Annotated in this window: 22 protein-coding genes, 4 tRNA genes and 1 riboswitch; of the genes, 11 read left to right on the forward strand and 15 right to left on the reverse strand. The window is 39.6% G+C overall.

Going from position 1 to position 24,695, the window contains the following annotated elements; all coding sequences use genetic code 11:
* Nucleotides 1–187 precede the first annotated feature (187 nt).
* A complete protein-coding gene (gene greA / locus AC6CH7_RS15290) occupies nucleotides 188–661 on the forward strand; it encodes a transcription elongation factor GreA (protein WP_048903641.1) in 474 nt (157 codons plus the stop codon).
* Between the two features lie 11 nt (nucleotides 662–672).
* On the forward strand, nucleotides 673–1,074 hold the full coding sequence (locus AC6CH7_RS15295) for an HIT family protein (RefSeq protein ID WP_498263583.1): 402 nt from the start codon (nucleotides 673–675) through the stop codon (nucleotides 1,072–1,074).
* A gap of 160 nt (nucleotides 1,075–1,234) precedes the next feature.
* Here the strand turns inward: AC6CH7_RS15295 and AC6CH7_RS15300 are convergent, their stop codons facing one another.
* From AC6CH7_RS15300 to rsgA, 4 genes are all read right to left on the reverse strand, one after another.
* Nucleotides 1,235–1,561, reverse strand: a complete 327-nt coding sequence (locus tag AC6CH7_RS15300; RefSeq protein ID WP_498263584.1) for a nucleotide pyrophosphohydrolase — start codon at nucleotides 1,559–1,561, stop codon at nucleotides 1,235–1,237.
* Between the two features lie 2 nt (nucleotides 1,562–1,563).
* On the reverse strand, nucleotides 1,564–3,093 hold the full coding sequence (locus AC6CH7_RS15305) for a glycosyltransferase family 39 protein (RefSeq protein WP_498263585.1): 1,530 nt from the start codon (nucleotides 3,091–3,093) through the stop codon (nucleotides 1,564–1,566).
* A 64-nt stretch (nucleotides 3,094–3,157) separates the two neighbouring features.
* Entirely contained in the window at nucleotides 3,158–3,610 is a 453-nt protein-coding gene (dtd, locus tag AC6CH7_RS15310) for a D-aminoacyl-tRNA deacylase (RefSeq protein WP_498263586.1), read from the reverse strand.
* A gap of 5 nt (nucleotides 3,611–3,615) precedes the next feature.
* Nucleotides 3,616–4,536: a ribosome small subunit-dependent GTPase A gene (gene rsgA / locus AC6CH7_RS15315; RefSeq protein ID WP_498263587.1), complete on the reverse strand. Its 921-nt coding sequence runs from the start codon at nucleotides 4,534–4,536 to the stop codon at nucleotides 3,616–3,618.
* A gap of 259 nt (nucleotides 4,537–4,795) precedes the next feature.
* Between rsgA and thrA the strand changes: the two genes are divergently transcribed.
* Genes thrA through thrC form a run of 3 tightly spaced genes read left to right on the forward strand, consistent with a single transcriptional unit; the run spans nucleotide 4,796 to nucleotide 9,498 of the window.
* On the forward strand, nucleotides 4,796–7,243 hold the full coding sequence (gene thrA / locus AC6CH7_RS15320) for a bifunctional aspartate kinase/homoserine dehydrogenase I (RefSeq protein WP_498263588.1): 2,448 nt from the start codon (nucleotides 4,796–4,798) through the stop codon (nucleotides 7,241–7,243).
* Entirely contained in the window at nucleotides 7,240–8,175 is a 936-nt protein-coding gene (locus AC6CH7_RS15325; RefSeq protein WP_498263589.1) for a homoserine kinase, read from the forward strand. The genes thrA and AC6CH7_RS15325 overlap by 4 nt, the downstream gene beginning before the upstream one ends.
* Nucleotides 8,176–8,187: 12 nt before the next feature.
* Nucleotides 8,188–9,498, forward strand: coding sequence for a threonine synthase (gene thrC / locus AC6CH7_RS15330; RefSeq protein WP_498263757.1), 1,311 nt, complete (start codon nucleotides 8,188–8,190; stop codon nucleotides 9,496–9,498).
* Here thrC and AC6CH7_RS15335 read toward each other — a convergent pair.
* The 6 genes from AC6CH7_RS15335 to murQ form a co-directional block, all read right to left on the reverse strand.
* The gene (locus tag AC6CH7_RS15335; RefSeq protein WP_498263590.1) at nucleotides 9,485–9,919 is read right to left on the reverse strand and encodes an META domain-containing protein; all 435 of its coding nucleotides are present in this window, start codon (nucleotides 9,917–9,919) and stop codon (nucleotides 9,485–9,487) included. The two genes, thrC and AC6CH7_RS15335, sit on opposite strands and share 14 nt — an antisense overlap.
* Before the next feature lie 103 nt (nucleotides 9,920–10,022).
* Nucleotides 10,023–10,976, reverse strand: coding sequence for a methylenetetrahydrofolate reductase [NAD(P)H] (gene metF, locus AC6CH7_RS15340; protein ID WP_498263591.1), 954 nt, complete (start codon nucleotides 10,974–10,976; stop codon nucleotides 10,023–10,025).
* A gap of 23 nt (nucleotides 10,977–10,999) precedes the next feature.
* Complete coding sequence (metH, locus tag AC6CH7_RS15345) at nucleotides 11,000–14,659, reverse strand: methionine synthase (protein WP_498263592.1); 3,660 nt, start codon at nucleotides 14,657–14,659, stop codon at nucleotides 11,000–11,002.
* Nucleotides 14,660–14,776: 117 nt separating this feature from the next.
* Nucleotides 14,777–14,886, reverse strand: a riboswitch (SAM riboswitch).
* A 265-nt stretch (nucleotides 14,887–15,151) separates the two neighbouring features.
* Nucleotides 15,152–15,904 carry a Bax inhibitor-1/YccA family protein gene (locus AC6CH7_RS15350; RefSeq protein ID WP_048903653.1) on the reverse strand — a complete coding sequence of 251 codons (753 nt, stop codon included), beginning with the start codon at nucleotides 15,902–15,904 and terminating at the stop codon, nucleotides 15,152–15,154.
* Nucleotides 15,905–15,952: 48 nt separating this feature from the next.
* The gene (locus AC6CH7_RS15355) at nucleotides 15,953–16,522 is read right to left on the reverse strand and encodes a hypothetical protein (protein ID WP_294873092.1); all 570 of its coding nucleotides are present in this window, start codon (nucleotides 16,520–16,522) and stop codon (nucleotides 15,953–15,955) included.
* Between the two features lie 6 nt (nucleotides 16,523–16,528).
* The gene (gene murQ, locus AC6CH7_RS15360; RefSeq protein WP_048903684.1) at nucleotides 16,529–17,335 is read right to left on the reverse strand and encodes an N-acetylmuramic acid 6-phosphate etherase; all 807 of its coding nucleotides are present in this window, start codon (nucleotides 17,333–17,335) and stop codon (nucleotides 16,529–16,531) included.
* A 185-nt stretch (nucleotides 17,336–17,520) separates the two neighbouring features.
* On the opposite strand from murQ, the gene AC6CH7_RS15365 reads away from it, so the two are divergent.
* Complete coding sequence (locus tag AC6CH7_RS15365) at nucleotides 17,521–19,101, forward strand: S41 family peptidase (RefSeq protein WP_498263593.1); 1,581 nt, start codon at nucleotides 17,521–17,523, stop codon at nucleotides 19,099–19,101.
* 2 nt (nucleotides 19,102–19,103) lie between these two features.
* Here the strand turns inward: AC6CH7_RS15365 and der are convergent, their stop codons facing one another.
* The gene (gene der, locus AC6CH7_RS15370; RefSeq protein WP_498263594.1) at nucleotides 19,104–20,405 is read right to left on the reverse strand and encodes a ribosome biogenesis GTPase Der; all 1,302 of its coding nucleotides are present in this window, start codon (nucleotides 20,403–20,405) and stop codon (nucleotides 19,104–19,106) included.
* Nucleotides 20,406–20,452: 47 nt separating this feature from the next.
* Entirely contained in the window at nucleotides 20,453–21,331 is an 879-nt protein-coding gene (gene era / locus AC6CH7_RS15375) for a GTPase Era (protein WP_498263595.1), read from the reverse strand.
* Between the two features lie 110 nt (nucleotides 21,332–21,441).
* Here era and AC6CH7_RS15380 point away from each other — a divergent pair.
* The 4 genes from AC6CH7_RS15380 (at nucleotide 21,442) to AC6CH7_RS15395 (ending at nucleotide 21,866) form a co-directional block, all read left to right on the forward strand.
* Nucleotides 21,442–21,517, forward strand: a tRNA-Met gene (locus tag AC6CH7_RS15380).
* A gap of 40 nt (nucleotides 21,518–21,557) precedes the next feature.
* Nucleotides 21,558–21,629, forward strand: a tRNA-Glu gene (locus AC6CH7_RS15385).
* A 50-nt stretch (nucleotides 21,630–21,679) separates the two neighbouring features.
* A tRNA-Met gene (locus AC6CH7_RS15390) sits at nucleotides 21,680–21,755 on the forward strand.
* 39 nt (nucleotides 21,756–21,794) lie between these two features.
* Nucleotides 21,795–21,866: transfer RNA gene (locus tag AC6CH7_RS15395), tRNA-Glu, on the forward strand.
* Between the two features lie 200 nt (nucleotides 21,867–22,066).
* Here AC6CH7_RS15395 and AC6CH7_RS15400 read toward each other — a convergent pair.
* From AC6CH7_RS15400 to AC6CH7_RS15410, 3 genes are all read right to left on the reverse strand, one after another.
* A complete protein-coding gene (locus AC6CH7_RS15400) occupies nucleotides 22,067–22,258 on the reverse strand; it encodes a hypothetical protein (RefSeq protein ID WP_498263596.1) in 192 nt (63 codons plus the stop codon).
* 69 nt (nucleotides 22,259–22,327) lie between these two features.
* Nucleotides 22,328–22,663: a hypothetical protein gene (locus tag AC6CH7_RS15405; RefSeq protein WP_498263597.1), complete on the reverse strand. Its 336-nt coding sequence runs from the start codon at nucleotides 22,661–22,663 to the stop codon at nucleotides 22,328–22,330.
* Nucleotides 22,664–23,439: 776 nt separating this feature from the next.
* The gene (locus tag AC6CH7_RS15410) at nucleotides 23,440–24,096 is read right to left on the reverse strand and encodes a hypothetical protein (protein ID WP_498263598.1); all 657 of its coding nucleotides are present in this window, start codon (nucleotides 24,094–24,096) and stop codon (nucleotides 23,440–23,442) included.
* Nucleotides 24,097–24,351: 255 nt separating this feature from the next.
* Here AC6CH7_RS15410 and AC6CH7_RS15415 point away from each other — a divergent pair, with 255 nt between their 5' ends.
* Nucleotides 24,352–24,570, forward strand: a complete 219-nt coding sequence (locus tag AC6CH7_RS15415) for a hypothetical protein (protein ID WP_498263599.1) — start codon at nucleotides 24,352–24,354, stop codon at nucleotides 24,568–24,570.
* Nucleotides 24,571–24,695: the final 125 nt, after the last annotated feature.

Genomic DNA, 24,695 nt, shown 5'->3' on the forward strand with positions numbered 1-24,695 from the left:
CAACTGTTAACTTAATGGAAATATAAAAATAGCCTTATTTTGTTCATAACTGCATCATTTTAGATCAATAATTTGTTTTTGTGGTATTACCCCATTATCTTCGTTTTAATTGAAGCAAGACTATGTAGGTTTAGAATCCCATGTAGTCTTGTTTGTTTTTTAGAGTAACTAACATAATAAACGAGCTATGACAGAGGTAACATATTATACCCAAGATGGTTTAGAGAGACTAAAAGAAGAGGTACACTATTTAAAAACTACCGGAAGGCAGTTAATATCTAAAGCGATAGCGGAAGCAAGAGATAAAGGTGACCTTTCTGAGAACGCGGAATATGATGCAGCAAAAGAAGCCCAAGGTTTACATGAAGCCAAGATAGCTAAGCTTGAAACAACACTTTCAACAGCAAGGCTAATTGATGAATCGAAACTGGATACTTCTAAAGTATTGGCATTATCAATCGTAAAGATCAAAAATGTTAAGAATGGCGCAACAATGAGCTACCAATTGGTAGCGGAGTCGGAGGCAGATTTAAAAACAGGAAAGATTTCTGTAAAATCTCCTATTGCCCAGGGTTTATTGGGTAAGTCAGTTGGCGATAAAACTGAAATTCAAGTGCCGGCCGGTAAAATTGAATTCGAAATATTGGAAATCACGAGATAAAACCCAAAATCATGTCAAGCATATTTTCAAAAATTGTTAATGGTGATATTCCAGCACACATAGTTGCAGAAACCAGCGAATTCCTTGCTTTTTTAGACGTTAGTCCGTTAGTGATGGGGCATGTTCTGGTTATTCCTAAAAAGGAAATCGATTACATCTTTGATATGGATGACGAAAGTTATTTTGGACTAACCTTGTTCGCTAAAATAGTAGCTAAGGGGGTAAAGGAAGCTTTTCCTTGTAAAAAAATAGGCGTAGCAGTAATCGGACTTGAAGTACCACACGTACATATGCACTTGATTCCAATGAATGCCGTAAACGACATGAATTTTAGTAAAGAAAAGCTAAAACCTACAAACGAGGAATTAGCAGAAGCGGCAGCTAAAATTAAAGCAGCACTAACCCTCGATTAAAACATTATTTTTAAATACCTGAAAAGCAGCGTCTAAAAACGCTGCTTTTTTTAATAGATGTTCCCATTATTTAATGTGATCTTCATGATGACTATCCATCAGCCCCGCTCGCTCTGAAGAATACCTTCAATTATATATGTTTAAATCTTCACCATCATCCTCATTTTAGCTTCTCGTTGTTTTTATGTCTTTGCGCATCGCGGATATTTTTTTTAACCAGGTTCTTCTCCAGAGCTGTGGTTAAGTCAATACCTGTCTGGTTGGCGAGGCATATCAACACAAAAAGCACATCTGCCATTTCATCACCCAAGTCAACTGCTTCGTCGCTTTTCTTAAAAGATTGTTCTCCGTACTTTCTTGACATGATTCTGGCTACCTCACCAACCTCTTCCATTAAAATGGCGGTATTGGTTAGTTCATTAAAATACCTGATGCCTGTAGTATTAATCCATTGGTCTACAGTTTTCTGTGCTTCTTCTATTGTCATTTTTAGTCCTCTTTCATTTCCGCCCTTAAACGGGCATTGATATCAATTTTAGCGTTCTCCAGTAAATACACTGAAGTTCCATATTCACGGGCCATTTTATTTTTAATAGAGTTGATTTTCGTTACCCGTTCAAATATAGGTTTTTCCACTTTCCGATCGGGATCATCATCCTCAATACTGGTAACAAGAATCACATTTTTAATTTGTTTATCGAGGTTAACCCAGGTAATGTAGTCTGCGCTGAATGAAACAGCATTGATGTTCTTGAAAACAGAATAATGATTTATAGCTCCGGCTTCTCCATAATTATCACAAAGAATAATCAGATTTTCCTTTTGCGGAATCTTTTTATAGACCTCATCTACCATCTTTGCCAATTCCTTCCAGCCAAGCATATCTGCGAAATCCTGCGGAAGGTGATGATTTTTCCCGTCTTCCCATCGCATAACGCCTAGTTTTTCAAATTTCTCCTTTTTAAGGGTGATTTCTCCGGGGGTTAATATTGGATAGGCATAAGGAAGGATAAGAAAGAACATTCCTATAGCAGTAATTAAAGGGACAGCCCTAAGATACCTTTGCCATCCAGTTTTAAGCGCAGCGGCAAGATAAACAGAGCCGCAAGCTAATAAAACAGGATAAAGTCCGGCTGCATAATACGCTTTTGCCCTAAACCAGGTAAATAAGACAATCGCAATCAGGTAGCTTAAGCCAATCCATCTTAAACTTTTAAATGGTTTATAGACAAAAAAGGCAATTGCAGCCGCAAATAAAATCCACAGATCACCAATGTAATAAAGCAGCTGATCTTTGAGAAAATCTATCCGGTTAATTTTATCCAGTTGGGTTGCTGCAAGCTCCTTCATATGTTCAACCACAGGAAAATGGTTCTGATATTGCCATAAAAGGTTTGGTAAAACCAGCAGTAAGCCTATGGCAATGGCGAAGTATAAGTGTTTTACAGAAAATATACGCCGTTGCCTAGATATGGAAAATCCCAGTGCTAAACCGACAACCAAAAAAGCAATGCTGTATTTGTTTAAAAAGCCAATTGCAATGACAAATATTGCATAATAAATAAACCTGGGCGTATTTGTAGAGATGTATTTTATAAAGTAGTAGTATGTGGCTGTCCAGCAAAGAATATCAAAAGCATTGGGCTGAAATAACATATCCAAACGCGCAATGGCACATGCAAACAATGCCACCATACATAACACCTTAGCAAACAGATCACCTTTTAGCTCTTTTACAATAAACCACGAATATACTAATGTGCCTGCGCCAAAACACGCAGTAACCAGGCGTATTATAAAAGTGCTGCCGCCGAGCATTTTTATGATCCAGGCGAAAATAGAGGTGACGGGAGGGACAGATTGGAAACCCCATGCCAGGTGGTTTGCCTGATCAAGGTGTAAAAACTCATCACGGTGTAATTCGTATGCCGGATTAATCAGGAAACAGTGTAAAAAAAGCTTCAATACAACAAAGGATACTAAAACAATGGTTTCAGTGCTGGTTTTTTGGAGTTGCATACCAGTAATTTAGGTAAGATTAATTTATGATAGAAATAAATTTACCCAAAATTCAGGAAAGCTGCTACGCTTTGTTTTTAGTGTCGATAGTGATGGTAACCGGGCCATCGTTTATAAGGCTGATCTTCATGTCTGCTCCGAATATTCCGGTTTGTACTTCTTTATTAAGCAACCAAGACAATTGCTTAATCATGGATTCATATAGTGGAATGGCCTTATCAGGCCTTGCTGCCTTGGTAAAGCCGGGTCTGTTCCCTTTTTTAGTAGAGGCAAATAAGGTAAACTGACTGATCAGTAAAATATTTCCATCAATATCCGTAAGCCCCTTATTCATTAGCCCGTTTTCATCTCCAAAAACCCGCATGTTCACTATTTTTTGTGCCAGCCAATCCAGGTCTTGCTGTGTGTCGGCATCTTCAATACCTAACAACACCAGAAAGCCATCAGTAATAGCACCTGTTATTTTGTCATCAACCTTGCAGCTGGCTTCAGTAACTCTTTGGATAACCGCTCTCATATAGCTTAGGCCCGTGTTTCGTTGCCATTGTAAATACTAAGGTAGCTTTCGTATCGGCTCAGCTCTATTTCACCGTTTTCTACCGCTTTTATCACTGCACATCCTGGTTCATTAACATGCCGGCAATTATTGAATTTACATTCATTCATCAAGTCCCTCATCTCTCTGAAATAATGACCAAGTTCTTCAGGCCTGATGTCAAATATGCCCAGCTCTCTGATGCCCGGGGTATCTATAAGATAACCTCCAAAAGGTAAAGTATGCATCTCTGCAAAGGTTGTCGTGTGTTGGCCTTTGTCGCTAGCTTCTGATATTTCACCAGTCTTAATGCTTCTTCCGGGTAGCAGTGCATTAATGAGACTTGATTTTCCTACGCCGGAATGACCAGAAAACAAAGTCGTTTTATCTTTAAGTAAAGTTTCAATCTGAGGGATATTGGTGCCCTCTATAGCAGATACAGTATAGCACGGATAGCCGATGTTTTCGTAAATAGCTGCATATTCAGCTAAAATGGCCAAGCCATCTTCATTAAAGAGGTCAAGTTTATTGAAAATCAGAACTGCAGGAATGGAATAAGCCTCGGCAGTTGCCAAAAAACGATCAATAAAACCCAAAGAGGTGCGCGGCGAGGCAAGGGTAACTACCAGAAAAGCCTGATCCATGTTGGCCGCAATAATTTGGGCTTGCTTGGATAAATTGATGGACTTACGGATAATGTAGTTTTTCCGGTCGTGCAACTTATGGATCACTCCATTGTCGGAATTTGGCTCAAGTTCAAACTCTACCTGATCACCAACGGCAATAGGGTTTGTGGTCTGGATACCCTGAATTCTAAACTTGCCCTTAATCCGGCAGTCATAATTGATGCCATTTTCTGCATGTACCTGATACCAGCTTCCTGTTGATTTAATTACTAATCCTCGCATATAAAGGTGTAAAGGTAAGAAACCTGGTATAAAATATTTTTATAATCATTTGCTAATTAGAAAAATATAACTTTACTTTACACCACGGCACACTAAGTGTAAAAAATACAATGTATATGAACTCAACAATTACTACCACTACCACCACCACCGGGATTACTCGGAGGAAGGTAAGCTAATGGTGTAACTGAAAAAATAAAAAACCACGAAAAGCGCCTTCCTCTAAACCGGGAAGGCGCTTTTTTTTTAACCAACAACTATGAATATTTTAAAATTTGGAGGCACATCAGTCGGTTCTGTCGATAGCATAAGCGCTTTGATAGAGATACTTAAACCACTGCAGGGAGAGGAGAACCCTATAGTAGTTTTATCAGCAATGGGCGGTGTTACCAACGCATTACTCGACATGGCAGAAAATGCCCGGAACCTAAGAGACTACGGCGACGCATTGAAACTTGTTGAGGAAAAACACTTCAAGGTAATCAGAACTTTATTGCCTGCAGTAGCACAAAATCCAGTGCTTACTAAGCTTAAAATTTACTTCAATGAACTGGAAGATATTTTACAGTCAGTGTATAATCTTCGTGAGCTTAGTGCCCAAACCAAAGATCTGATTCTTAGTTATGGAGAAAGATGCGCTACCATAATGATCAGCCACATTGCCAAACAACAATTTCCCAACGCGGTGTATGTTGATGGCGCAGAGCTGATCAAAACAGACAGTAATTTCGGCCAGGCTAAGGTAAATACTTATATGACCGAGATGCTCATAAATGATTTTTATGAAGCCAACCAAGGCAAGCTTTTGTTTGTTACGGGTTTCATATCAAGCAATGATGATGGGCGTGTAACCACCCTTGGCCGTGGGGGCAGCGATTATACCGCTGCAATATGGGGTGCAGCTTTGAATGCATCAGAAATACAAATCTGGACTGATGTTGACGGAATGTTAACTGCAGATCCGCGCATCGTTAAAAAAGCTTTTTCATTACCTGAACTGAGCTATACAGAAGCAATGGAGCTTTCTTATTTTGGTGCCAAGGTGATCTATCCTCCAACCATGATCCCTGCTTTTTTAAAGAAGATTCCAATTGTAATCAAAAACACCTTCAATACTGACTTTGCTGGAACATACATTAAGCACGGTATAAGCCCTTCAAACCTTCCGATAAAGGGAATCTCGTCAATTGATGAGATCAGCGTTTTAAACCTTTCAGGAAGCGGTATGGTAGGCAAGGCAGGCTTTAGTGGCAGACTGTTCTCTATGCTTTCACGTGAACAGGTTAACGTAGTACTAATCACTCAATCGTCATCTGAGCACAGCATCACCTTTGCGGTAAAACCAGCCGATTCTTTAAAAGCATTGTCATTAATCAATAAAGAATTTGAACTGGAGCTTCAAGCCAGAAAACTTGAATATCCTGAAGTAGAAAACGGGCTGTCGGTGGTAGCGATAGTTGGCGAAAACATGAAGCGTACACCAGGTATGTCTGGTAAGCTGTTTAGCTCCCTTGGCCGTAATGGTGTAAATGTAAGGGCCATTGCACAAGGTTCTTCAGAATATAACATCTCGGTAATTATCTCAAAAACAGATTTATCTAAAGCGGTAAATGCCATTCATGATGCATTTTACGCAGATCTTAAAAAAACCTTACATGTGTTCTGCCTGGGTACCGGTAACATAGGTAAAACCCTATTTAAACAACTTCAGGATCAGATGCCTTTCCTTGCTGATAATAACGATCTGCAAGTAAAAGTTATGGGGGTGAGTAATACCCGTAAAATGTATCTTGACCCAAGAGGAATAGACCTTAACACCTGGGAAGAAGACCTAAACAACCAGGATACAAAAGCAAGTTTGCCTGATTTCATCAGACGCATGAAGGCGATGAACCTTCCGAACTGTGTGTTTGTTGACAATACTGCAAGCCATAATCCGGTTGAGTTTTATCTGGATATATTACAATCGAGCATCTCTGTAGTTACCTGCAACAAAATAGGAAACTCTGCCGATTACGAACAATATGCAGCCTTTAAACAAGCAGCAAGAACTTACGGAGTCGACTTTTTCTACGAAACCAATGTTGGAGCAGGCCTGCCAATTATCCGTACACTTAAAGACCTGATGTTAAGTGGCGATAAGGTAGCTTGTATAGAAGCCATCCTTTCGGGTACCATCTCTTACATCTTTAATAACTATAAAGACGGAGTTCTTTTTCATGAGGTAGTAAAAGAAGCACAGGAAAAAGGTTATACCGAACCTGACCCAAGAGATGACCTTAATGGTAAGGACTTTATGCGTAAAATGCTTATTCTCGCCCGTGACGCCGGATATGCATTAGAAGAAAAAGATATAGAATTAGAAAATATGTTACCTCCATCGTGTATGGCTGCAGAAAGTGTGGCCGACTTTTATAAAGAGTTAAAAAATAATTCAGCATACTTCGAGAACCTGAAAAAACAGGCAACCCAAGACAATAAAGTATTAAGATATATTGGTAAGCTAGAAGACGGTAAGGTTTTCATTAACCTGCAAATGGTTGATGAGAATCACCCATTCTATACCCTTTCAGGTAGTGATAACATTATCTCGTTTACCACTAATCGTTATAAAGACAGGCCTTTGGTTGTAAAAGGACCTGGTGCCGGTGCAGAGGTAACTGCTGCAGGTGTATTTGCTGACATCATAAACGTAGGTAAACGATGAGAAAGTCTATAAAAGTTTTCGCTCCCGCTACTGTAGCAAATGTGGTTTGTGGGTATGATGTTTTGGGTTTTGCCGTAAACCAACCAGGTGATGAGGTAATTATGAGCCTTACCGAGGGCAAGGGTATTTCCATTTCAAAAATTACAGGTGATGATGGGAAGCTGCCATTAAACCCAACAAAAAATACAGTAAGTGCCAGTGTACAACATTATTTAAACCATATTGGTAAACCTGATCTGGGTGTAGAAATTGAACTGCACAAAAAGATGCCAATAGGCAGTGGGCTTGGCTCAAGCTCTGCAAGTACCGTAGCCGGTTTGTTTGCTATAAACACATTGATGGGCAATTTACTAACCAACAAGGAACTTGTTCCTTTTGCCATGAAAGGCGAGGAACTGGCTTGTGGCTATGGTCATGCCGACAATGTTGCGCCTGCTTTAATGGGTGGTTTTGTATTGATCAGAAGCTATCAGCCTTTGGACATCATTAGCCTGCCTTTTCCTGAACAGATGCACGCTGCAATTGTGTATCCCGAAGTGGATGTGCCAACTAAGGATGCCCGCCAGATGATCCGTTCTAAAGTGTTATTAAAGGATGCTGTAACCCAATGGGGAAATGTGGCCGGCCTGGTTAGTGGATTGTTTATGAAGGATTATGATTTGATTGGAAGAAGTATGACAGACATACTTGTTGAACCAACACGTTCCATCTTAATCCCTGATTTTTATAAACTGCGCACCATTGCAATGAAGGCGGGTGCTGTGGGTTTTGGTATTTCAGGATCAGGACCATCGGTATTCGCGCTTACAAAGGATGTGGAAACTGCAAACAAAATCACTGAAAAGCTAAAGCAGCATTTAAAGAGTATTTCGATAAACAGTCTGTCTTTTGTTTCGGAAGTAAATAAAAGAGGCCCTATTATATTGGATTAATAACCAAACATGATGAAACTATACAGTACCAATAACCACAGTTTAAAAGTAGATTTTGCCACTGCTGTTTTTAACAGCATGCCTTTGGATAAAGGCTTATATATGCCGGTTCACATTCCCGAATTGGATAAAGAATTTATTGATAATATAGATCAGCTCACTTTATCGCAAATTGCCTTTAAAGTAGCTGCAGCATTACTTAAAGATGCTATACCTGTAGAGGATCTTCAAAGCATCATTGATGATGCTATCAATTTTGAAGCTCCTGTGGTAACACTTGATCAAAACACTGCAGTACTAGAACTATTCCACGGCCCATCACTGGCTTTTAAAGACTTTGGCGCCAGATTTATGAGCCGTATTATGGCTTATTTCTTAAAGGATAACGAGAAAACCCTGGATGTGCTTGTTGCCACATCTGGCGATACCGGCGGGGCTGTAGCATTAGGCTTTTTAGGGGTTCCTCATACCAGGGTAACCATTCTTTATCCTAAAGGAAAGGTAAGCGAAATTCAAGAGCTGCAGCTTTGTACAAACGGGCAGAATATTCATGCAGTAGAGGTAGATGGAACTTTTGACGATTGTCAGGCCTTGGTTAAACAGGCTTTTGCAGATGAAGAGTTAAATGCAAGGTTAAGGTTAACCTCGGCAAATTCTATCAATATTTCCAGACTAATCCCCCAAACATTCTACTATTTCAATGCGTATGCCCAGCTAAAGAGACAAGGTAAACAGGAGGTCGTGTTTTCTGTGCCAAGCGGAAACTTTGGGAACATTGCCGCAGGCCTTTTGGCTTATAAGATGGGATTGCCCGTAAAGCAATTTATAGCAGCAACCAATGTAAATGATACTGTTCCGAGATTCTTAGAAACAGGTGTTTATGAAACCAGACCATCTGTACAAACCTATTCAAATGCAATGGATGTAGGGGCACCAAGTAATTGGGTAAGGATAATGGACTTGTTTAAAAACGATAAGGAAGCATTGCAGCAGATTGCGCAAAGCTATCGCTTTACCGATGAGGAAACACTAACCGGAATAAATGCAATATATGAACAGTTCAATTATATTGCCTGCCCGCATACCGCAATCGCATGGCTTGCATTACAAAAATATAAAGGAGAACATCCTGACGATAATTATACCGGCGTTTTCCTTTCTACAGCGCATGCCTGTAAATTCCCTGATGTTTTTCCGGAGGCAATCAAAGCAAATATTGAGTTCCCAGATCAGGTAAAAGATCTTTTGGCCAAACCAAAAAAAGCAGAAAAGCTGAATACAGATTATGAGTCGTTTAAAAAGTATTTAACTACTTTTTACTAAACCGCATAATAGCGATATCGCCCATCATAAAGTTAAGGGTGGTATCGCTGGTTACTGAATAACTGCCTACTTTCTTTAACATTTGTACAAATGTAGATTCCCCTTCGCCCGGACAAGCCATTTTTGTCATTGCAAAAGGAGCCGTAAAGTTGATGGATATATCATCAGCTACAAGTGCTCCTGAGTAAGAATTACAGCTGGTATTACCACTGAATTTTTTATCTGCCACTTCGAATGTGATCGTAGGTTTTTTACCCGGATATAAACCATTAAATGCTATTCTTGGACCCGAAATATAGTTCAGTTCCCAGGTTCCGCTCAATTGAGATAACCCGCCATTTCCTATTGTTCCGGACTTTATAGTAGTACAGGCAGTAAAGGCACTTGCAATTACAAGTATAAGCAGCATCAGTTTTTTCATCGCGGTAAAGTTAGTTTCTTACCCTAAAGGTACAAAGACTATTTTAAAAACGATCGGTATCCTGATTTTTTTAGGATGCCGATCGTTTTGATGGTACTGTTTCTTAAAATATTGCCTGAGCGATCTTTTTGGTAGGTTCAGGGTTACTCATTGTATAAAAGTGCAATACAGGTGCACCAACCTGGATTAGCTCCTTGCATTGATGTATCATCCACTGTATGCCCACTTCTTTCACCTGTTTCTCATCCTTGCAAGCCTGAACTGCTTCAGTTAGCTCTTCCGGAAGATCGATGTGAAATACCTTTGGTAAACTGATTAACTGCTTAGAAGAAGTAATTGGTTTTAAGCCTGGAATGATAGGTACGTTGATCCCGTTCTCTCTGCATTGCTGTACAAAATTCACGTATTTGGTGTTGTCAAAAAACATTTGCGTTACAATGAACTCTGCACCCATATCCACTTTTTGTTTCAGATACTTAAAGTCAGTTTTCAAATTGGGTGCTTCGAAATGTTTTTCCGGATAACCGGCAACACCGATACAAAAATCTGTTTTAAATGCCGAATGATCTTCGTGTAGGTACTTTCCGCTGTTCATGTCAGTTACCTGTTGCAGCAAATCGGTTGCAAAAGCATGTCCGCCGGGGGTAGGAATAAAAGACGAATCTGCATGGCGGGCATCTCCTCTTAATACCAATACGTTGTCGATACCCAGAAATTGAAGGTCAATCAATGCATTCTCTGTTTCTTCTTTGGTAAAACCACCGCAAATCAGGTGAGGCACTGCATCTACTTTGTACCTGTTCATTATAGCAGCACAAATGGCTACTGTACCCGGTCTTTTGCGATAAGAAACTTTTTCTAACAGGCCGTTACTGTGTTGTTTATAGATATAGTCTTCTCTGTGATAGGTCACATCTATAAAAGGAGGGTTAAACTCCATCAACGGATCTATCGCTTTATAAATTTCGTCTATGCTCTTGCCTTTTACAGGCGGTAATAATTCAAAAGAGAACAAGGTCTTACCCTTGGCATTATTAATATGATCTACAATTTTCATTTTGGTCAGTGTGTTTGGTTAATTTAATAGGCAAGATTAGGACTTAGCCATCTTTCTACTTCTTCTACAGGCATGTCTTTTCTGATCGCATAATCATCGATCTGGTCTTTGGTTATTTTACCAAGACCAAAATACCTTGATTGCGGATGGGCAAAGTAGAAACCACTTACCGCTGCGGTAGGATGCATGGCATAGCTTTCAGTTAAATGCAGGCCAATTCTATTCTCCGCATCAAGCAATTCGAACAAAGTGCCCTTTTCTGTATGCTCTGGACAAGCGGGGTAACCCGGTGCCGGACGAATACCTGCGTATTCCTCTTTAATCAGTGCCTCATTGTCCAGATTTTCATCCTTTGCATAACCCCAGTAATCCTTACGGACAAGCTCATGCATTTTTTCAGCAAAAGCCTCAGCAAGCCTATCGGCCAATGCTTTAGCCATAATACTGTTGTAATCATCATAGTTAGCCTCAAATTCAGCTACCATTTCATCACAACCAATCCCTGTAGTAAGCGCGAAACCGCCAAAATAATCAGGAACACCCGTTTCCTGTTGTGCAATAAAATCTGAGAGCGCATAATACGGTTGTCCGGCAACTTTTTCAGCCTGTTGACGTAAAGTATGGATCACCACCTCTTTACCTTCAACATCAAGCACAATATCGTCGCCTTTTGCGTATGCAGGCCAGAAGCCGATTACCGCTTTTGCGGTAAGTAATTTTTCGTCAACAATCTTTTTTAATAGTACTTTGGCATCATTAAAAAGTTTTTTAGCTTCATCGCCAACAACTTTATCCTCAAGGATACGCGGATAACTACCACGCAATTCCCAGGTCTGGAAAAAAGGAGTCCAGTCTATATAAGGAACCAGCTCCTCTAGCGGATAATTCTCAAATACCTTGGTTCCTGTAAAAGAAGGAGCAGGAGCAACTAATGCAGTATCTATCTTAAAGTTATCTTTTCTGGCTTCTTCAATTGTTTTAAAGCGTTTATCAGAACGCTTGTTTAAGTGCGCTTCACGCGCTTTATCATATTCTTCGCGGATACCCCGAATGTACTCATCGCGCGTATCTTTGTTCATTAAAGTACTGCAAACAGTTACACTTCTCGAAGCATCGAGCACGTGTATGGCCGGCCCCGAGTAGTTCGGTGCAACCTTAACAGCAGCATGAATCCTGGAAGTAGTAGCGCCGCCGATAATTAAAGGAATGGTAAAGCCTTCGCGCTCCATTTCTTTGGCAAAGTGCACCATTTCATCAAGCGAAGGGGTAATTAAGCCACTCAACCCAATAATATCCGCATTTATTTCTTTGGCTTTTTTAATGATTTCCTGTGCAGGAACCATTACACCCATATCCACAATTTCGAAGTTATTACAAGCTAAAACTACGCCTACAATGTTCTTCCCGATATCATGAACATCACCTTTTACAGTAGCCATTAATACCCTTCCGGCCGATGAATTCTGATCCTGATCCGGGTTATCTAGCTTTTCCTGCTCAATAAACGGCAACAGATAAGCTACAGCCTTTTTCATTACGCGGGCGGATTTTACAACCTGTGGAAGGAACATTTTGCCGGCACCAAACAGATCACCTACAATGTTCATTCCGTCCATTAATGGGCCTTCAATTACCTGGATTGGTCTGGCGTATTTCTGGCGTGCTTCTTCAACATCGGCATCAAGGTATTCTATAATTCCTTTAACTAATGAATGAGAAAGCCTTTCTTCGACACTGGTTTTACGCCATTCTTCATCCCTAACAATCTCTTTGCCTTTAGATTTGATGGTGTCTGCAAATTCAACCAACCGCTCTGTAGCATCATCTCTGCGGTTTAACAATACATCCTCAACAAGCACTAAAAGCTCTGGCGGAATTTCCTGATAAACCTCGAGCATCCCCGCATTTACAATCCCCATATCTAAACCAGCTTTGATGGCGTGGTATAAAAATGCAGAGTGCATAGCTTCCCTAACGGTATTATTACCTCTGAACGAGAAGGAGATGTTTGAAACACCACCACTTACTTTTGCATGTGGCAGGTTTTCTTTAATCCATCGGGTAGCATTTATAAAGTCTACCGCATAGTTATTGTGTTCCTCTAATCCGGTTGCAACGGTAAGGATGTTCGGGTCAAAGATGATGTCCTGAGGCGGAAAGCCAATTTCATCAACTAAAATATCATATGATCTTTTACAGATCTCTTTTCTTCTTTCAAAATTATCGGCCTGTCCTTGCTCATCAAACGCCATAACTACTATGGCAGCACCGTAAGTCATGATTTTGCGTGCACTTTCGCGGAATTTATCTTCGCCCTCTTTAAGAGAGATGGAGTTTACAATTCCTTTTCCCTGCAAGCATTTTAATCCGGCTTCGATAACCGTCCATTTAGACGAATCGACCATGATAGGCAACTTGGAAATATCAGGTTCAGAGGCAATCAGGTTAAGGAATTTGGTCATCGAGGCTTCCGAATCAATCATTCCCTCATCCATGTTCACATCAATAACCTGTGCGCCACCTTCAACCTGCTGACGTGCAACAGCAAGTGCAGCTTCGAAATCTCCGCCTAAAATGAGTTTAGAGAATTTCGGAGAACCGGTAATGTTTGTACGCTCACCAATGTTTACAAAAATACTCTCTGGAGTTATGGTAACCGGCTCTAATCCGCTTAAACGCAGATAAGGGTCTATTTGAGGTATTTTACGCGGCGCTACATTTTTCGCTTTTTCGGCGATACAGCCGATATGCTCAGGTGTAGTTCCGCAGCAACCACCTACAATATTTACGAAGCCATGCTGAATAAAATCTTCTACCAGATGAGCCGTTTCATGAGGCATCTCATCGTAAGCACCAAATTCATTTGGCAACCCCGCATTGGGGTATGCAGAAACATAGCAGCCTGCCTTAGCAGAGAGTTCTTCTATGTGCGGCCTCATGTCTTTTGCCCCTAAGGCGCAGTTGAAGCCTATGCTTAACGGGTTGGCGTGTATTACAGAATTTAGGAAAGCTTCGGCAGTTTGACCTGACAAAGTTCTTCCGGAAGCATCAGTAATGGTTCCCGAGATCATGATCTCTATTTTACGGCCAATTACATTCTCATATTTTTTGATGGCAAATATCGCAGCCTTGGCATTTAGGGTGTCAAAAATGGTTTCAATTAACAGCAGGTCTGAACCGCCATCAACCAGTCCGCGTATTTGTTCGTAATAAGCATCAACTAATTCATCGAAAGTAAGTGCCCTGAACCCTGGATCGTTTACATCCGGAGAAATAGATAGCGTTCTGTTGGTAGGACCTACGGCACCGGCAACGAAACATTTTCTGTCGGGATTAGCCGCCATGAACTCATTAACTGCCTCTTTGGCTATTTTAGCCCCTTCAAAGCTCATCTCATAATCGAGCTCTTCCATCTGGTAATCGGCCAGTGAAATACGTTGGGTACTAAAGGTATTGGTCTCAATGATATCTGTACCGGCCTTTAAATATTCAGTATGAATGGCCTTAATGATATCTGGACGGGTAATGTTTAGTAAGTCGTTATTACCTTTTACATCACACGGGTGATCTTTGAACCGCTCGCCCCTGAAATCTTCTTCAGAAAGGACGTAACGTTGTATCATAGTGCCCATCGCACCATCAATGATCAGGATACGTTTTTCTAACTCTGCTCTAATGTCCATTTTTAATAGTAATATGAGTAGGTAATAAGCTAAAGTTGATAGAGGCTACGCCTAAACAAGTGCCGAACTCATTACATACAAAGCTTATTCGAAAAGTCCGGTTTAGGTGTCGACTTTAACTTATCTTTCGGGAACCAATGGTTTGGCTCCAGTAGAATGTAGCACCTTGTAAGCACAGGTTGCTAAGACTTCGCAGGGTCTAATCCCTCCGTCTTTCTCTATAAGCATTACAAAGGTGCAACAAAGAAAAATCATTTCCAAAATTTCGACCGTTAAAGCATATAAAATTGTACAGAGGAGACAATTAACTCAGGACTTCGAAACATTGTTTTGAAAACATGGCCATGTACAGCTGAATTTGAAAGTGTAAAATGTGCTTAATTAACAAGCTGGTAATGTACTCCTGAAAGATAAATATGTAAACAATGAAAAGGCGGGTGAAGCATAATTTATTGCTCTACCCGCCTGTTCATTGTTTAAGAAAACAAGTTGTTATTTTCTGCTTCCGAAGATTCTTAATAGATATAAGAAGATGTTTATAAAGTCTAGGTAAAGAGATAAGGCTCCCATAATTGCCAATTTCTTAGCATCAGTTGCCGCCATTTGATCTCCATTTTCTTCAATACCTGCACCAATACGTTTCAGTTTTTGAACATCATATGCTGTTAAGGCGGTAAAGATTGCTACTCCAAAGAAGCTCATTATGTAGCTAAAACGATCACTTCCGATAAACATGTTGATGATACCGGCAATGAATAAGCCTACCACACCTACCATTAATATAGGGCCAAATTTGCTTAGATCTACATCTGTAGTGTAGCCTAAAACTGCCATTATTCCAAATATACCCGCTGCGGCCGCAAAACATGCTACAATTGAACCAGCAGTATAAATAAGTAATATAAAGCTTAAACTAACGCCTAACAGAACCGAAAATAACACAAATACGCCTAATAAAGCACCATAAGACAGGCGGTTAAATCCTGTACCCATTAAAATTACCAGACCAAGAGGTGCAAACATTGCGATATAACCTAGTATTGTTCTTTGTCCTGTTTCAAAATTAATTAATTGACTTAAAGCTGCGGGAGAGGTTGAAATAAGAAACGCAGCTAATGTTGATAAGCCAAGCGCCACAAACATCCATAAAAAAACATTAGCGAAGAATTTCTTGGCAACCTTGCCAGTTAAGTCTTCTACAAAAACGGACTGTTGTGCCCAATCATTATTATTGTTATTATTCATGTGTTTTAAATTTATTTAAAGATACGAATTGTTTCGTTCTAACAAAAGCTATGCCCCGAGCCTTTTTGTCAGGATTTCTTCAACTTTCTTGAAAAACTGAAGGGGTTTTAAGGTTCTCCATGCCATATCGTCAAGTTCGCCACCAAAATTGATGTAATAATCTATATTGCTGTTACGGAATTCATTGATTACATGTTCCTGGAAATTGATGCCTGTAATCCATCCATCTTCAACTTCCTGAAACCATTCTTCGTAATAACTATCTTCAGAAGAATGGAAGTTCAGTACATTTTCGCCAATCAGGATGAATTTGTTTATTCCCTCGTCAATCATGAGCTCAATGATTTCACGTTTCAGAAGCATAATGTCGTTACCAATGGCATCGTTCCACTCTCCAATGAGCTCTATGATTGCATAATTTCTATCATAGTCAACATACAATACTTTAAGGTACATCGTACTTGATCCGAAATCATCCCATTGGGGATGTAACAGGAAATTATACAACTGCTTGTCGAAATAAAATTCCGAGTACTCCGTGTTGTAGAATGGAGAACGTTCATCTTCTGCCGCGATATAATCATCTCGCCATAGATAGTAAGGCTCTATTTCGTGCATGCTGGATTATTTATGGGTAGATTCAACAGCTTTACGGACACTTCCATAACGGATCAGCAAATCTGCAGCATGCTCGTAATCAATATTCAGTTCGTCCATTACCATTTGTGTACCTCTGTCTACCAGTTTATGATTGGTTAGCTGCATGTCTACCATTTTATTGCCCTTTACCCTGCCTAGTTTTATCATTACTGTAGTACTAAGCATGTTCAGAACCAATTTTTGCGCAGTTCCGGATTTCATTCTGGTAGATCCCGTTAAAAATTCAGGACCAACTACTACCTCTACAGGGAAATCACTTTCTGCAGCTATCGGCCCTCCCTCGTTGCAAACAATACAACCCGTTAAAATACCATTTTTACGGGCAGTGTTTAGTCCACCGATAACGTATGGAGTGGTTCCTGATGCGGCAAGACCAATTAAACAGTCATTAGCATCAATTTTAAACTCCTGCAGATCAATCCATGCCTGTTGGTCATCGTCTTCAGCATTTTCAACTGCTCTTCGTATGGCAGTGTCTCCGCCGGCAATAATACCAACAACCCAATCAAACGGAACACCAAAGGTAGGAGGGCACTCTGAGGCATCAACAACACCCAGTCGGCCACTTGTGCCCGCACCGATGTAAAATAACCTTCCCCCGTTTATCATTCGCTCGGCAACAGCAGAAGCCAGTTTCTCTATCTGAGGAATTACTTTTTCCACAGCATGGGGAACTGTTTTGTCCTCATCATTTATGCCCTTTAGAATTTCTAGTACTGACATTTTATCAATATCGTTGTACGTTGATTCTTGCTCGGTTACTCTTATCATTAGATTAATTTTTGTTAAAATTCGTGATTTTCTTGTTAAACCAGAAATAATAGGGGAAATCAATTCAAAATAAGGATTTCTTCTCAATTTTGGGGTAATCGAAAAAATACTAAACAAATAAAAATCAGAAGAGGTTAATTGATTATATAACAGTCTAATTTTGTACCTTTACGGTGTCTTTAGCCATGAAAAAGAATACCCGCTATAATCTCTTAATTGCCCTCACTTATTCTGTAACTTTAATAGGTGGGATGTTTTTTGGCTACAAGTTTCTGAAAGACCAGGGGTATACCTTTCAAAAGACAACTTATATAGCAGATAACAATGCGCAAAAGGTTGACGAAATTCTCCATATCATCAATAAAAACTATGTAGATGAGGTTAATGCCGATAGCTTAAATAACCTGCCTATTGATAGTTTGTTGCATAAACTGGATCCTCATAGCATATATCTTCCACCAGAAAAGGCGAATGAATTCACTGAAACATTAAATGGAAATTTTGAGGGCATAGGCATTGAATATTATATTTTGAATGATACCCTGCTGGTTACGAATGTGATTAAGGATGGCCCGGCGTTTTTGGCCGGAATAAAACAGGGCGACAGAATTATTAAAATAGATACCATTTTTGTTAGTGGCAAAGCTTTGCCCAGAGAACAGATGATTGGTAAGATTAAGGGCAAAAAGGGCACGGCAGTAAAATTAACCATTGTGCATCCTGGCAGTCGCCTAGCAACTGTTTATACGGTAAAACGCGATAGGGTGCTGGTGAGTAGCATTGATGCTTCTTACATGCTCAATTCTGAAGTTGGCTATGTGAGAATCAGTAAGTTCGGTTCAGATACAGATCGTGATTTTGTCGAATCTATAAAGTCGCTTAAATCTGAAGGGATGAAAAAGCTTGTGCTTGACCTTCGTGACAATGGCGGAGGCTATTTAACGGCAGCAACGGGCTTGGCTAATCAAATTCTTGAAGAGAACAAACTAATTGTTTATACGGAAGGAAAACATGAGCCACGCACAGATTATGTGGCAACAGGCGGAGGTGAGTTTGAAGATGGAAAACTGGTAGTGCTTATTAATGAGAACACGGCCTCGGCCAGCGAAATTCTGGCAGGTGCGGTACAAGATCTTAACAGGGGGCTTATTATTGGTCGCCGCTCTTTTGGTAAAGGGCTTGTTCAGGAGCAGTTTCCTTTTGTAGACGGATCTGCATTGAATTTAACCATTGCACGTTATTATACCCCATCTGGCAGAAGCATTCAGAAATCTTATAAAGATGGTTATAAGGCCTATCAGGATGAGATCGAGAATCGTTTTAATGACGGAGAACTTACTGCCTCAAAAAAAATTGTTAAAAAGGACACTATAAAAAAGGGCAGATTGGTAGCAGGTGGTATTCAGCCAGATATTTATGTGAAAATGGATACTATTGGTTATAACAAATGTTATACTATGTTGGCGTCTAAAAAGATATTGTTTGATTTTGTTTATGATGTTTTAGCCAGCAGGTACTCTGCACCATTTATTGAACAGAACCTGGCTACGTTTAATGTTAGTGATGCAGACTATCGCGACCTGGTAAAGTATATTCAGAATCGTAATGTTGTTGTTGATCAGAAACAGCTGGCCTCGGCAAAGCCGCTTATCTTAAATGACATGAAGGTGCTTTTATGCAAGTATCACTTAGGCGATGCGGGTTATTATAAAGCGCTTAACCTAAGTGATGCTATGGTAAGACAGGCGTTAAATAGCTTGCAGTAAGCTTATTTCTGTCTGAAATAAATCTGGATTGGTACTCCACTGAAATCAAAATGCTCACGAAGTTTATTCTCAATAAACCTTTTGTAAGGTTCTTTAATGTATTGAGGTAAGTTACAGAAGAAAGCAAACATTGGAGATGTTCCATTGATCTGTGTGATGTATTTTATTTTGATATACTTTCCTTTTAATGCAGGTGGCGGATAGTTTTCTATGATCGGCAACATTACATCGTTTAATTTAGATGTAGGGATTTTTTTGCCTCTGTTTTTGTGTACTTCTAACGCAGTTTCAATAGCCTGGAAAATACGTTGTTTAGTTACCACTGAAGTGAAAACAATAGGTACATCGGTAAACGGCTGCAATTTCTGACGAATCTGCTCTTCGAATGCTTTTACTGTTTTATTGTCTTTTTCTATCAAGTCCCATTTGTTTACAAGAATTACGATGCCTTTCTTGTTTTTCTCTGCAAGGTGGAAAATATTCACATCCTGTGATTCTAAACCTTCAGTTGCATCAACCATTAAAATAACCACATCAGCTTCTTCTAATGCTTTAATGGTACGCATTACAGAATAAAACTCAATGTTCTCTTTTACCTTGGTTTTTTTACGTAAACCGGCAGTATCAATAAACATGAATTCATGACCGAACTGGTTGTAGTGAATGTGTATAGAGTCTCTGGTGGTACCGGCAATTGGAGTAACAATGTTCCTGTCTTTGCCAATCAGTGCGTTGATTAAAGAAGATTTACCAACGTTTGGTCTGCCTACGATTGTGATTTTGGGAAGTGTGTTTTCTTCTTCAGGAAGGTCTTCAAAGTTTTTGATAACATCATCCAGAAGATCACCCGTTCCAGATCCGGTCATAGACGAGATAGGATAGATTTCGCCAAGGCCAAATCCGTAGAATACTGCAGCTTCGTTTTGTAGTTGGGTATTATCAACCTTGTTTACTACTGTAAATACAGGTTTTTTACTTCTTCTAAGTAGTTGTGCTATTTCGTCGTCAAGGTCAGTAATGCCTGTGGTTACATCAACCATAAACAGTAATACACTTGCTTCTTCGATAGCGATAATTACCTGCTCGCGGATAGCGGCTTCAAAAACATCTTCAGAGTTTGCTACGTAACCACCAGTATCAATTACTGTGAATTGTTTGTCTGTCCATTCCGCTGAACCGTAGTGACGGTCTCGGGTTACGCCGCTAAAATCATCGACAATAGCTTTACGACTTTCTGTTAAGCGGTTAAAGAGGGTAGATTTGCCTACGTTTGGTCTTCCGACGATTGCGATAATATTGCTCATATTGTGTTGTGAATTGTATTAATTATTAAGGGGTTGCAAAGGTAAGCTTAATTTTCGTACCCGAAACTTTTTAAGTAGTTCTTTTTGCTGCGCCAGTCTGGAATTACTTTTACAAAGGTTTCAAGAAATACTTTTTGATCCAAAAATTTCTCAATATCCTTACGTGCTTCAGTTCCTACCTTTTTAAGACTTGCGCCTCCTTTGCCTATCAGTATGTTTTTTTGAGAATCACGTTCTACTATAATTTCAGCGCTGATTTTGGTAATATTTTCTTCTTCTTTAAAGGCAGTAATAACAACTTCAGTACTGTATGGTATTTCTTTTTGATAATTGTTAAAGATCTTTTCTCTGATGATCTCAGATACAAAGAATCTTTGGTTACGGTCTGTAAGGTCTTCTTTGTCGTAAAAAGGTGCATGTTCCGGTAAATGATCTAATATCATGGCAAGGATGCCTTCTAGATTGTATTGGTGAAGTGCAGAGATGGCATATATATGCTTTGGATTTAGTTTTTCCTGCCAGTATGCTGACTTTTCTTCTACCTGTTCCTGGGTTGCGTTGTCGATCTTGTTGATTAACACAATCATTGGAATAGTAGTATTGATGATTTTCTCTAATACATCATTCTCGTCGTGCTGTTCGTTAATGTCGGTAACAAACAGGATTAGATCTGCATCAGTTAATGCTCCTTTTACGGAACTCATCATGGAATCCTGCAGGCCATATCGAGGTTTTATGATGCCCGGCGTGTCAGAAAAAACTATTTGATAATCTTCTTCATTAACAATTCCTAAAATACGGTGGCGGGTTGTTTGGGCTTTCGGAGTGATGATCGAAAGTTTTTCGCCCACCAGGGCATTCATTAAGGTAGATTTACCCACATTGGGCTTACCTATGATACTTACAAAACCTGCTTTATGCGACATAAAAATATTTTTTGAAATAAATTTGCACCGCAAAGAAACGAATTATATCTTTGCATTCCAATTCGGAAGAAGAGTTAAGGATTTAACAAAAACTGCCAAATTGTATATAGTGCGGGGTGGAGCAGTTGGTAGCTCGTCGGGCTCATAACCCGAAGGTCATCAGTTCGAGTCTGGTCCCCGCTACCAAAAGGTTCGCGGCTTTAATAAAGCTGAGGCAACCAAAAATGGCCCGTTCGTCTAGGGGTGAGGACGCCAGATTTTCATTCTGGAAACAGGGGTTCGATTCCCCTACGGGCTACAGCGACCGCTTTAAAAAATTGAGCGGTTTTTTTATTAAGAAAGACATAGTGCGGGGTGGAGCAGTTGGTAGCTCGTCGGGCTCATAACCCGAAGGTCATCAGTTCGAGTCTGGTCCCCGCTACCAAAAGGTTCGCGGCTTTAATAAAGCTGAGGCAACCAAAATGGCCCGTTCGTCTAGGGGTGAGGACGCCAGATTTTCATTCTGGAAACAGGGGTTCGATTCCCCTACGGGCTACTTAAGGAAATGATCTTAATCGACCATTTCCTTTTTTTATGCAATTAACACACTGACGATAAGATGATTAATGCTAATAATCAAGCCTTAAAAAGGTGTTCGATATTTTATCTAAGATTTTAGCTAAATCCTGACCTTCTAAAAACACCTATCCCGAAGACTTTTAATCAACTATCCAGGTGTTCGATTTGTCCTTTAAGTCACAGACCTGTTTCATCTGGATTGTCGGCATGTTTAAATGTCTTTGCAAGCAGGTAAAGGAAATCCAGGATTATTCCCGCCTGATCTTCACTCGTTTCAATACCATTACGTTTTAGTACCTTAACTGCCTGGCTAGTTGAAACCTTTTTGTGTGAAAAGTCCGTAGACCTTCTGAATAGAGATGGCTGCATTTTTCTAAGTTTTTATTTTAATTTTTAGTTGGTTGGATGAGCCCAAAAAGTAATGGGGTAGGACATCACCTAATCTGCCGTATCGCAATAGTGGACAACAAGGGATAGAGCTTCGCTGAATTGCAGGGGCCTAAGCGTTTTAGTAAAAGGATTGATTCTTGATGGGGCAAATAGGCTTATAATTCTACGCTTTTCTTCAATGTCCTGATTTTTATAAGCTTGAAAAATATTGAAATTTTCCTGTGGCCAGTCATTATTTTTCTGACAGCTACGTAATAGTTTCGTAGTAATTGTCTTCAGCTGACTATCCAGGTAGCCGGAAATCTCATTGTGCTCCTCTTTAATTTTTCCAAAATCTTCAAAGTCTATTTTTTCGTTAAGGTAGAACCTCCGTGCCCTTGACATTAAGGACTGTTGTTTTGAGATCTGATCAAGAATGCTCTTTCGGTCATTTATCTGTGTCCTACGGTTTGTGTAGATATTTTCATCTTCTAGTACTAGGTCAAATAATTCATGGACCTGGGGTATCAAGTGTATCTTCTTTAGTTCCTTTTCATATGATTCATTTAAGGCTTCAATGTGTATTACGCAGATAGTAGACACTCCATTCCGGGCCAAACTGTGCACCCGAACTTCTGCCTTAAATTTCAGGAGGCATCTTAGCCTTTAGGCCAAATATATTCAAATCCCGAAAATTCAACTTTACCCATTTCTTGGATAAGCTTTTTTGTTTTTTGCATTTTGACTGATAGCGGATAGCTCATAAGGCTTTTTTTTTGATCAGGAGGGAGATTGTAGCGTCGCTTTTTGATAAATCTGCTTGTCTAAAGAAGTCTTCATGGATGTGCTTCAGAATTTTGCAATGAAACACAATTAGAGGTGCGCTGATTAATTTTAATGATCAAAAAGGGTATTCGGCTCATATCGGTTTTTCTGAGGCTAAAAACCGCTTAAAATGAGCCGAGTGACCACTTTTCAGCGAAATCGACTGATCAATTTGGGCCGTAATATGAGGCCACGTTCCGCGAAAGAGGTGGCCACATATGGAATAATCCCCACTTCAAGAACTGAATACGAATCAATTCCAATTTATGGGGAAGAACTTACTTTAAAGCTAAAGTGAGGGTGTCAAATATTTCTAAAACTTTTTTTACCTCCTCGCAGCAAACCGGAATAGGGGTCTATCGAGATAAGCTAACGTTAATATATGGAGCAGATTCAAACAAAAAATCAAAAAGTGAATAATCCCTTTTAGGGTCTGAGTGATCCTGACCATACGGAACACCATTCGTTTTTATCGAAAATAAAATCTCAGGATCCACGAATTGATGTGTTGGAAAACACTCAGCAACAATTTCCTTTATTCGCCCTACTGATTCAGGGTGCAAATTTTGTGAAATTACGGTTGTAAAATGTGGGCGTCCGAAACTATTCGTGATGGATGTATGCTTAATTACTTCCTCTAAAAAGAAAGTATAGCAGTTGGTCAAAAGCGATATTTTCAAATTCAATCTCTGTACCTTTTCCAATTCGGAAAATTCATCCTTTCCAATTTCTATTGAAATGGAATAGCTTGGGAAGTTTCTATGAACATCAAAATATAACGGCAATCCCACGAATAATTTCTTTAATTCGGTTTCTAATCTCAATAATTCTTCAGGTATCTTATTTTCCATCACCTGTTTGATTTTTCTATCTACAATGTTTTTCAATTCTAGATAACCATCAAATTGTTCATTTACGAATTCAAATCCCAATGGATAGAATCGGTGGACAGATCTGATTAGGTCGCTAATCAGATCAGAATTTTCGGGTACTACAGTTATATTTTGAATCATAATATAATTTTACCAAATAACCAGGTCCAAGCCCTGCAATTCCACTAAATCCTTATCCTATTGAAAAAGCACTATCATCTGAATATTGATTAGGGGAGCAAGTATTAAATACTGTTTAAAAATACAAAGTTATATTTTTAACCTATGCTCCACAAGTTTTGGAATTGATTCGTTGTGGTCTCGCTTGCATTCGTTCGATTTCTACTAATAAAAACTACGTGATGAATCTGTACCTATGCTTCAAAAAGTAGCTCAATGGGTTTAAAGGCATTTTTTACAAAGTTCAATTTCCTCTTAACGATCAAGATGTTTTTGATCACCATCGTTTGGGTTGTAGGTCTTGGCGATGACATACAGAAAGTTCAATATTGCAGCAGTCAAGCTTGTCAGCCATATATCGAACCTCATAATCCTGGTCGCCCGCAACATGGCTACGGCTACGGCCATCCTGTTTGTTTTTATGGTCTGACATAAGAGATATGTTTTTGTTGATAACACTTCTTTGCTTTTGTTTCCTGCCTCATCATTAGCTACAGTCTTTTAGCTATTTATCCGTTTGATATTTAAAAAGTATTAAGAATATTTGTAGTAGCTCAATA

This window comes from Pedobacter sp. GQ55 (genome assembly GCF_059758925.1).

Bases quoted from the DNA above. Each gene is read 5' to 3' on its own strand.
- AC6CH7_RS15305 (WP_498263585.1), bottom strand. From the start codon at position 3,093: ATGCAACTCCAAAAAACCAGCACTGAAACCATTGTTTTAGTATCCTTT.
- AC6CH7_RS15365 (WP_498263593.1), top strand. From the start codon at position 17,521: ATGAAAAAGAATACCCGCTATAATCTCTTAATTGCCCTCACTTATTCT.
- AC6CH7_RS15355 (WP_294873092.1), bottom strand. From the start codon at position 16,522: ATGCACGAAATAGAGCCTTACTATCTATGGCGAGATGATTATATCGCG.
- rsgA (WP_498263587.1), bottom strand. From the start codon at position 4,536: ATGCGAGGATTAGTAATTAAATCAACAGGAAGCTGGTATCAGGTACAT.
- AC6CH7_RS15295 (WP_498263583.1), top strand. From the start codon at position 673: ATGTCAAGCATATTTTCAAAAATTGTTAATGGTGATATTCCAGCACAC.
- metH (WP_498263592.1), bottom strand. From the start codon at position 14,659: ATGGACATTAGAGCAGAGTTAGAAAAACGTATCCTGATCATTGATGGT.
- thrA (WP_498263588.1), top strand. From the start codon at position 4,796: ATGAATATTTTAAAATTTGGAGGCACATCAGTCGGTTCTGTCGATAGC.
- AC6CH7_RS15415 (WP_498263599.1), top strand. From the start codon at position 24,352: ATGGGTTTAAAGGCATTTTTTACAAAGTTCAATTTCCTCTTAACGATC.
- dtd (WP_498263586.1), bottom strand. From the start codon at position 3,610: ATGAGAGCGGTTATCCAAAGAGTTACTGAAGCCAGCTGCAAGGTTGAT.
- era (WP_498263595.1), bottom strand. From the start codon at position 21,331: ATGTCGCATAAAGCAGGTTTTGTAAGTATCATAGGTAAGCCCAATGTG.
- der (WP_498263594.1), bottom strand. From the start codon at position 20,405: ATGAGCAATATTATCGCAATCGTCGGAAGACCAAACGTAGGCAAATCT.
- AC6CH7_RS15405 (WP_498263597.1), bottom strand. From the start codon at position 22,663: ATGTCAAGGGCACGGAGGTTCTACCTTAACGAAAAAATAGACTTTGAA.
- thrC (WP_498263757.1), top strand. From the start codon at position 8,188: ATGAAACTATACAGTACCAATAACCACAGTTTAAAAGTAGATTTTGCC.
- AC6CH7_RS15325 (WP_498263589.1), top strand. From the start codon at position 7,240: ATGAGAAAGTCTATAAAAGTTTTCGCTCCCGCTACTGTAGCAAATGTG.
- murQ (WP_048903684.1), bottom strand. From the start codon at position 17,335: ATGATAAGAGTAACCGAGCAAGAATCAACGTACAACGATATTGATAAA.
- AC6CH7_RS15410 (WP_498263598.1), bottom strand. From the start codon at position 24,096: ATGATTCAAAATATAACTGTAGTACCCGAAAATTCTGATCTGATTAGC.
- metF (WP_498263591.1), bottom strand. From the start codon at position 10,976: ATGAAAATTGTAGATCATATTAATAATGCCAAGGGTAAGACCTTGTTC.
- AC6CH7_RS15400 (WP_498263596.1), bottom strand. From the start codon at position 22,258: ATGCAGCCATCTCTATTCAGAAGGTCTACGGACTTTTCACACAAAAAG.
- AC6CH7_RS15350 (WP_048903653.1), bottom strand. From the start codon at position 15,904: ATGAATAATAACAATAATAATGATTGGGCACAACAGTCCGTTTTTGTA.
- AC6CH7_RS15335 (WP_498263590.1), bottom strand. From the start codon at position 9,919: ATGAAAAAACTGATGCTGCTTATACTTGTAATTGCAAGTGCCTTTACT.
- greA (WP_048903641.1), top strand. From the start codon at position 188: ATGACAGAGGTAACATATTATACCCAAGATGGTTTAGAGAGACTAAAA.
- AC6CH7_RS15300 (WP_498263584.1), bottom strand. From the start codon at position 1,561: ATGACAATAGAAGAAGCACAGAAAACTGTAGACCAATGGATTAATACT.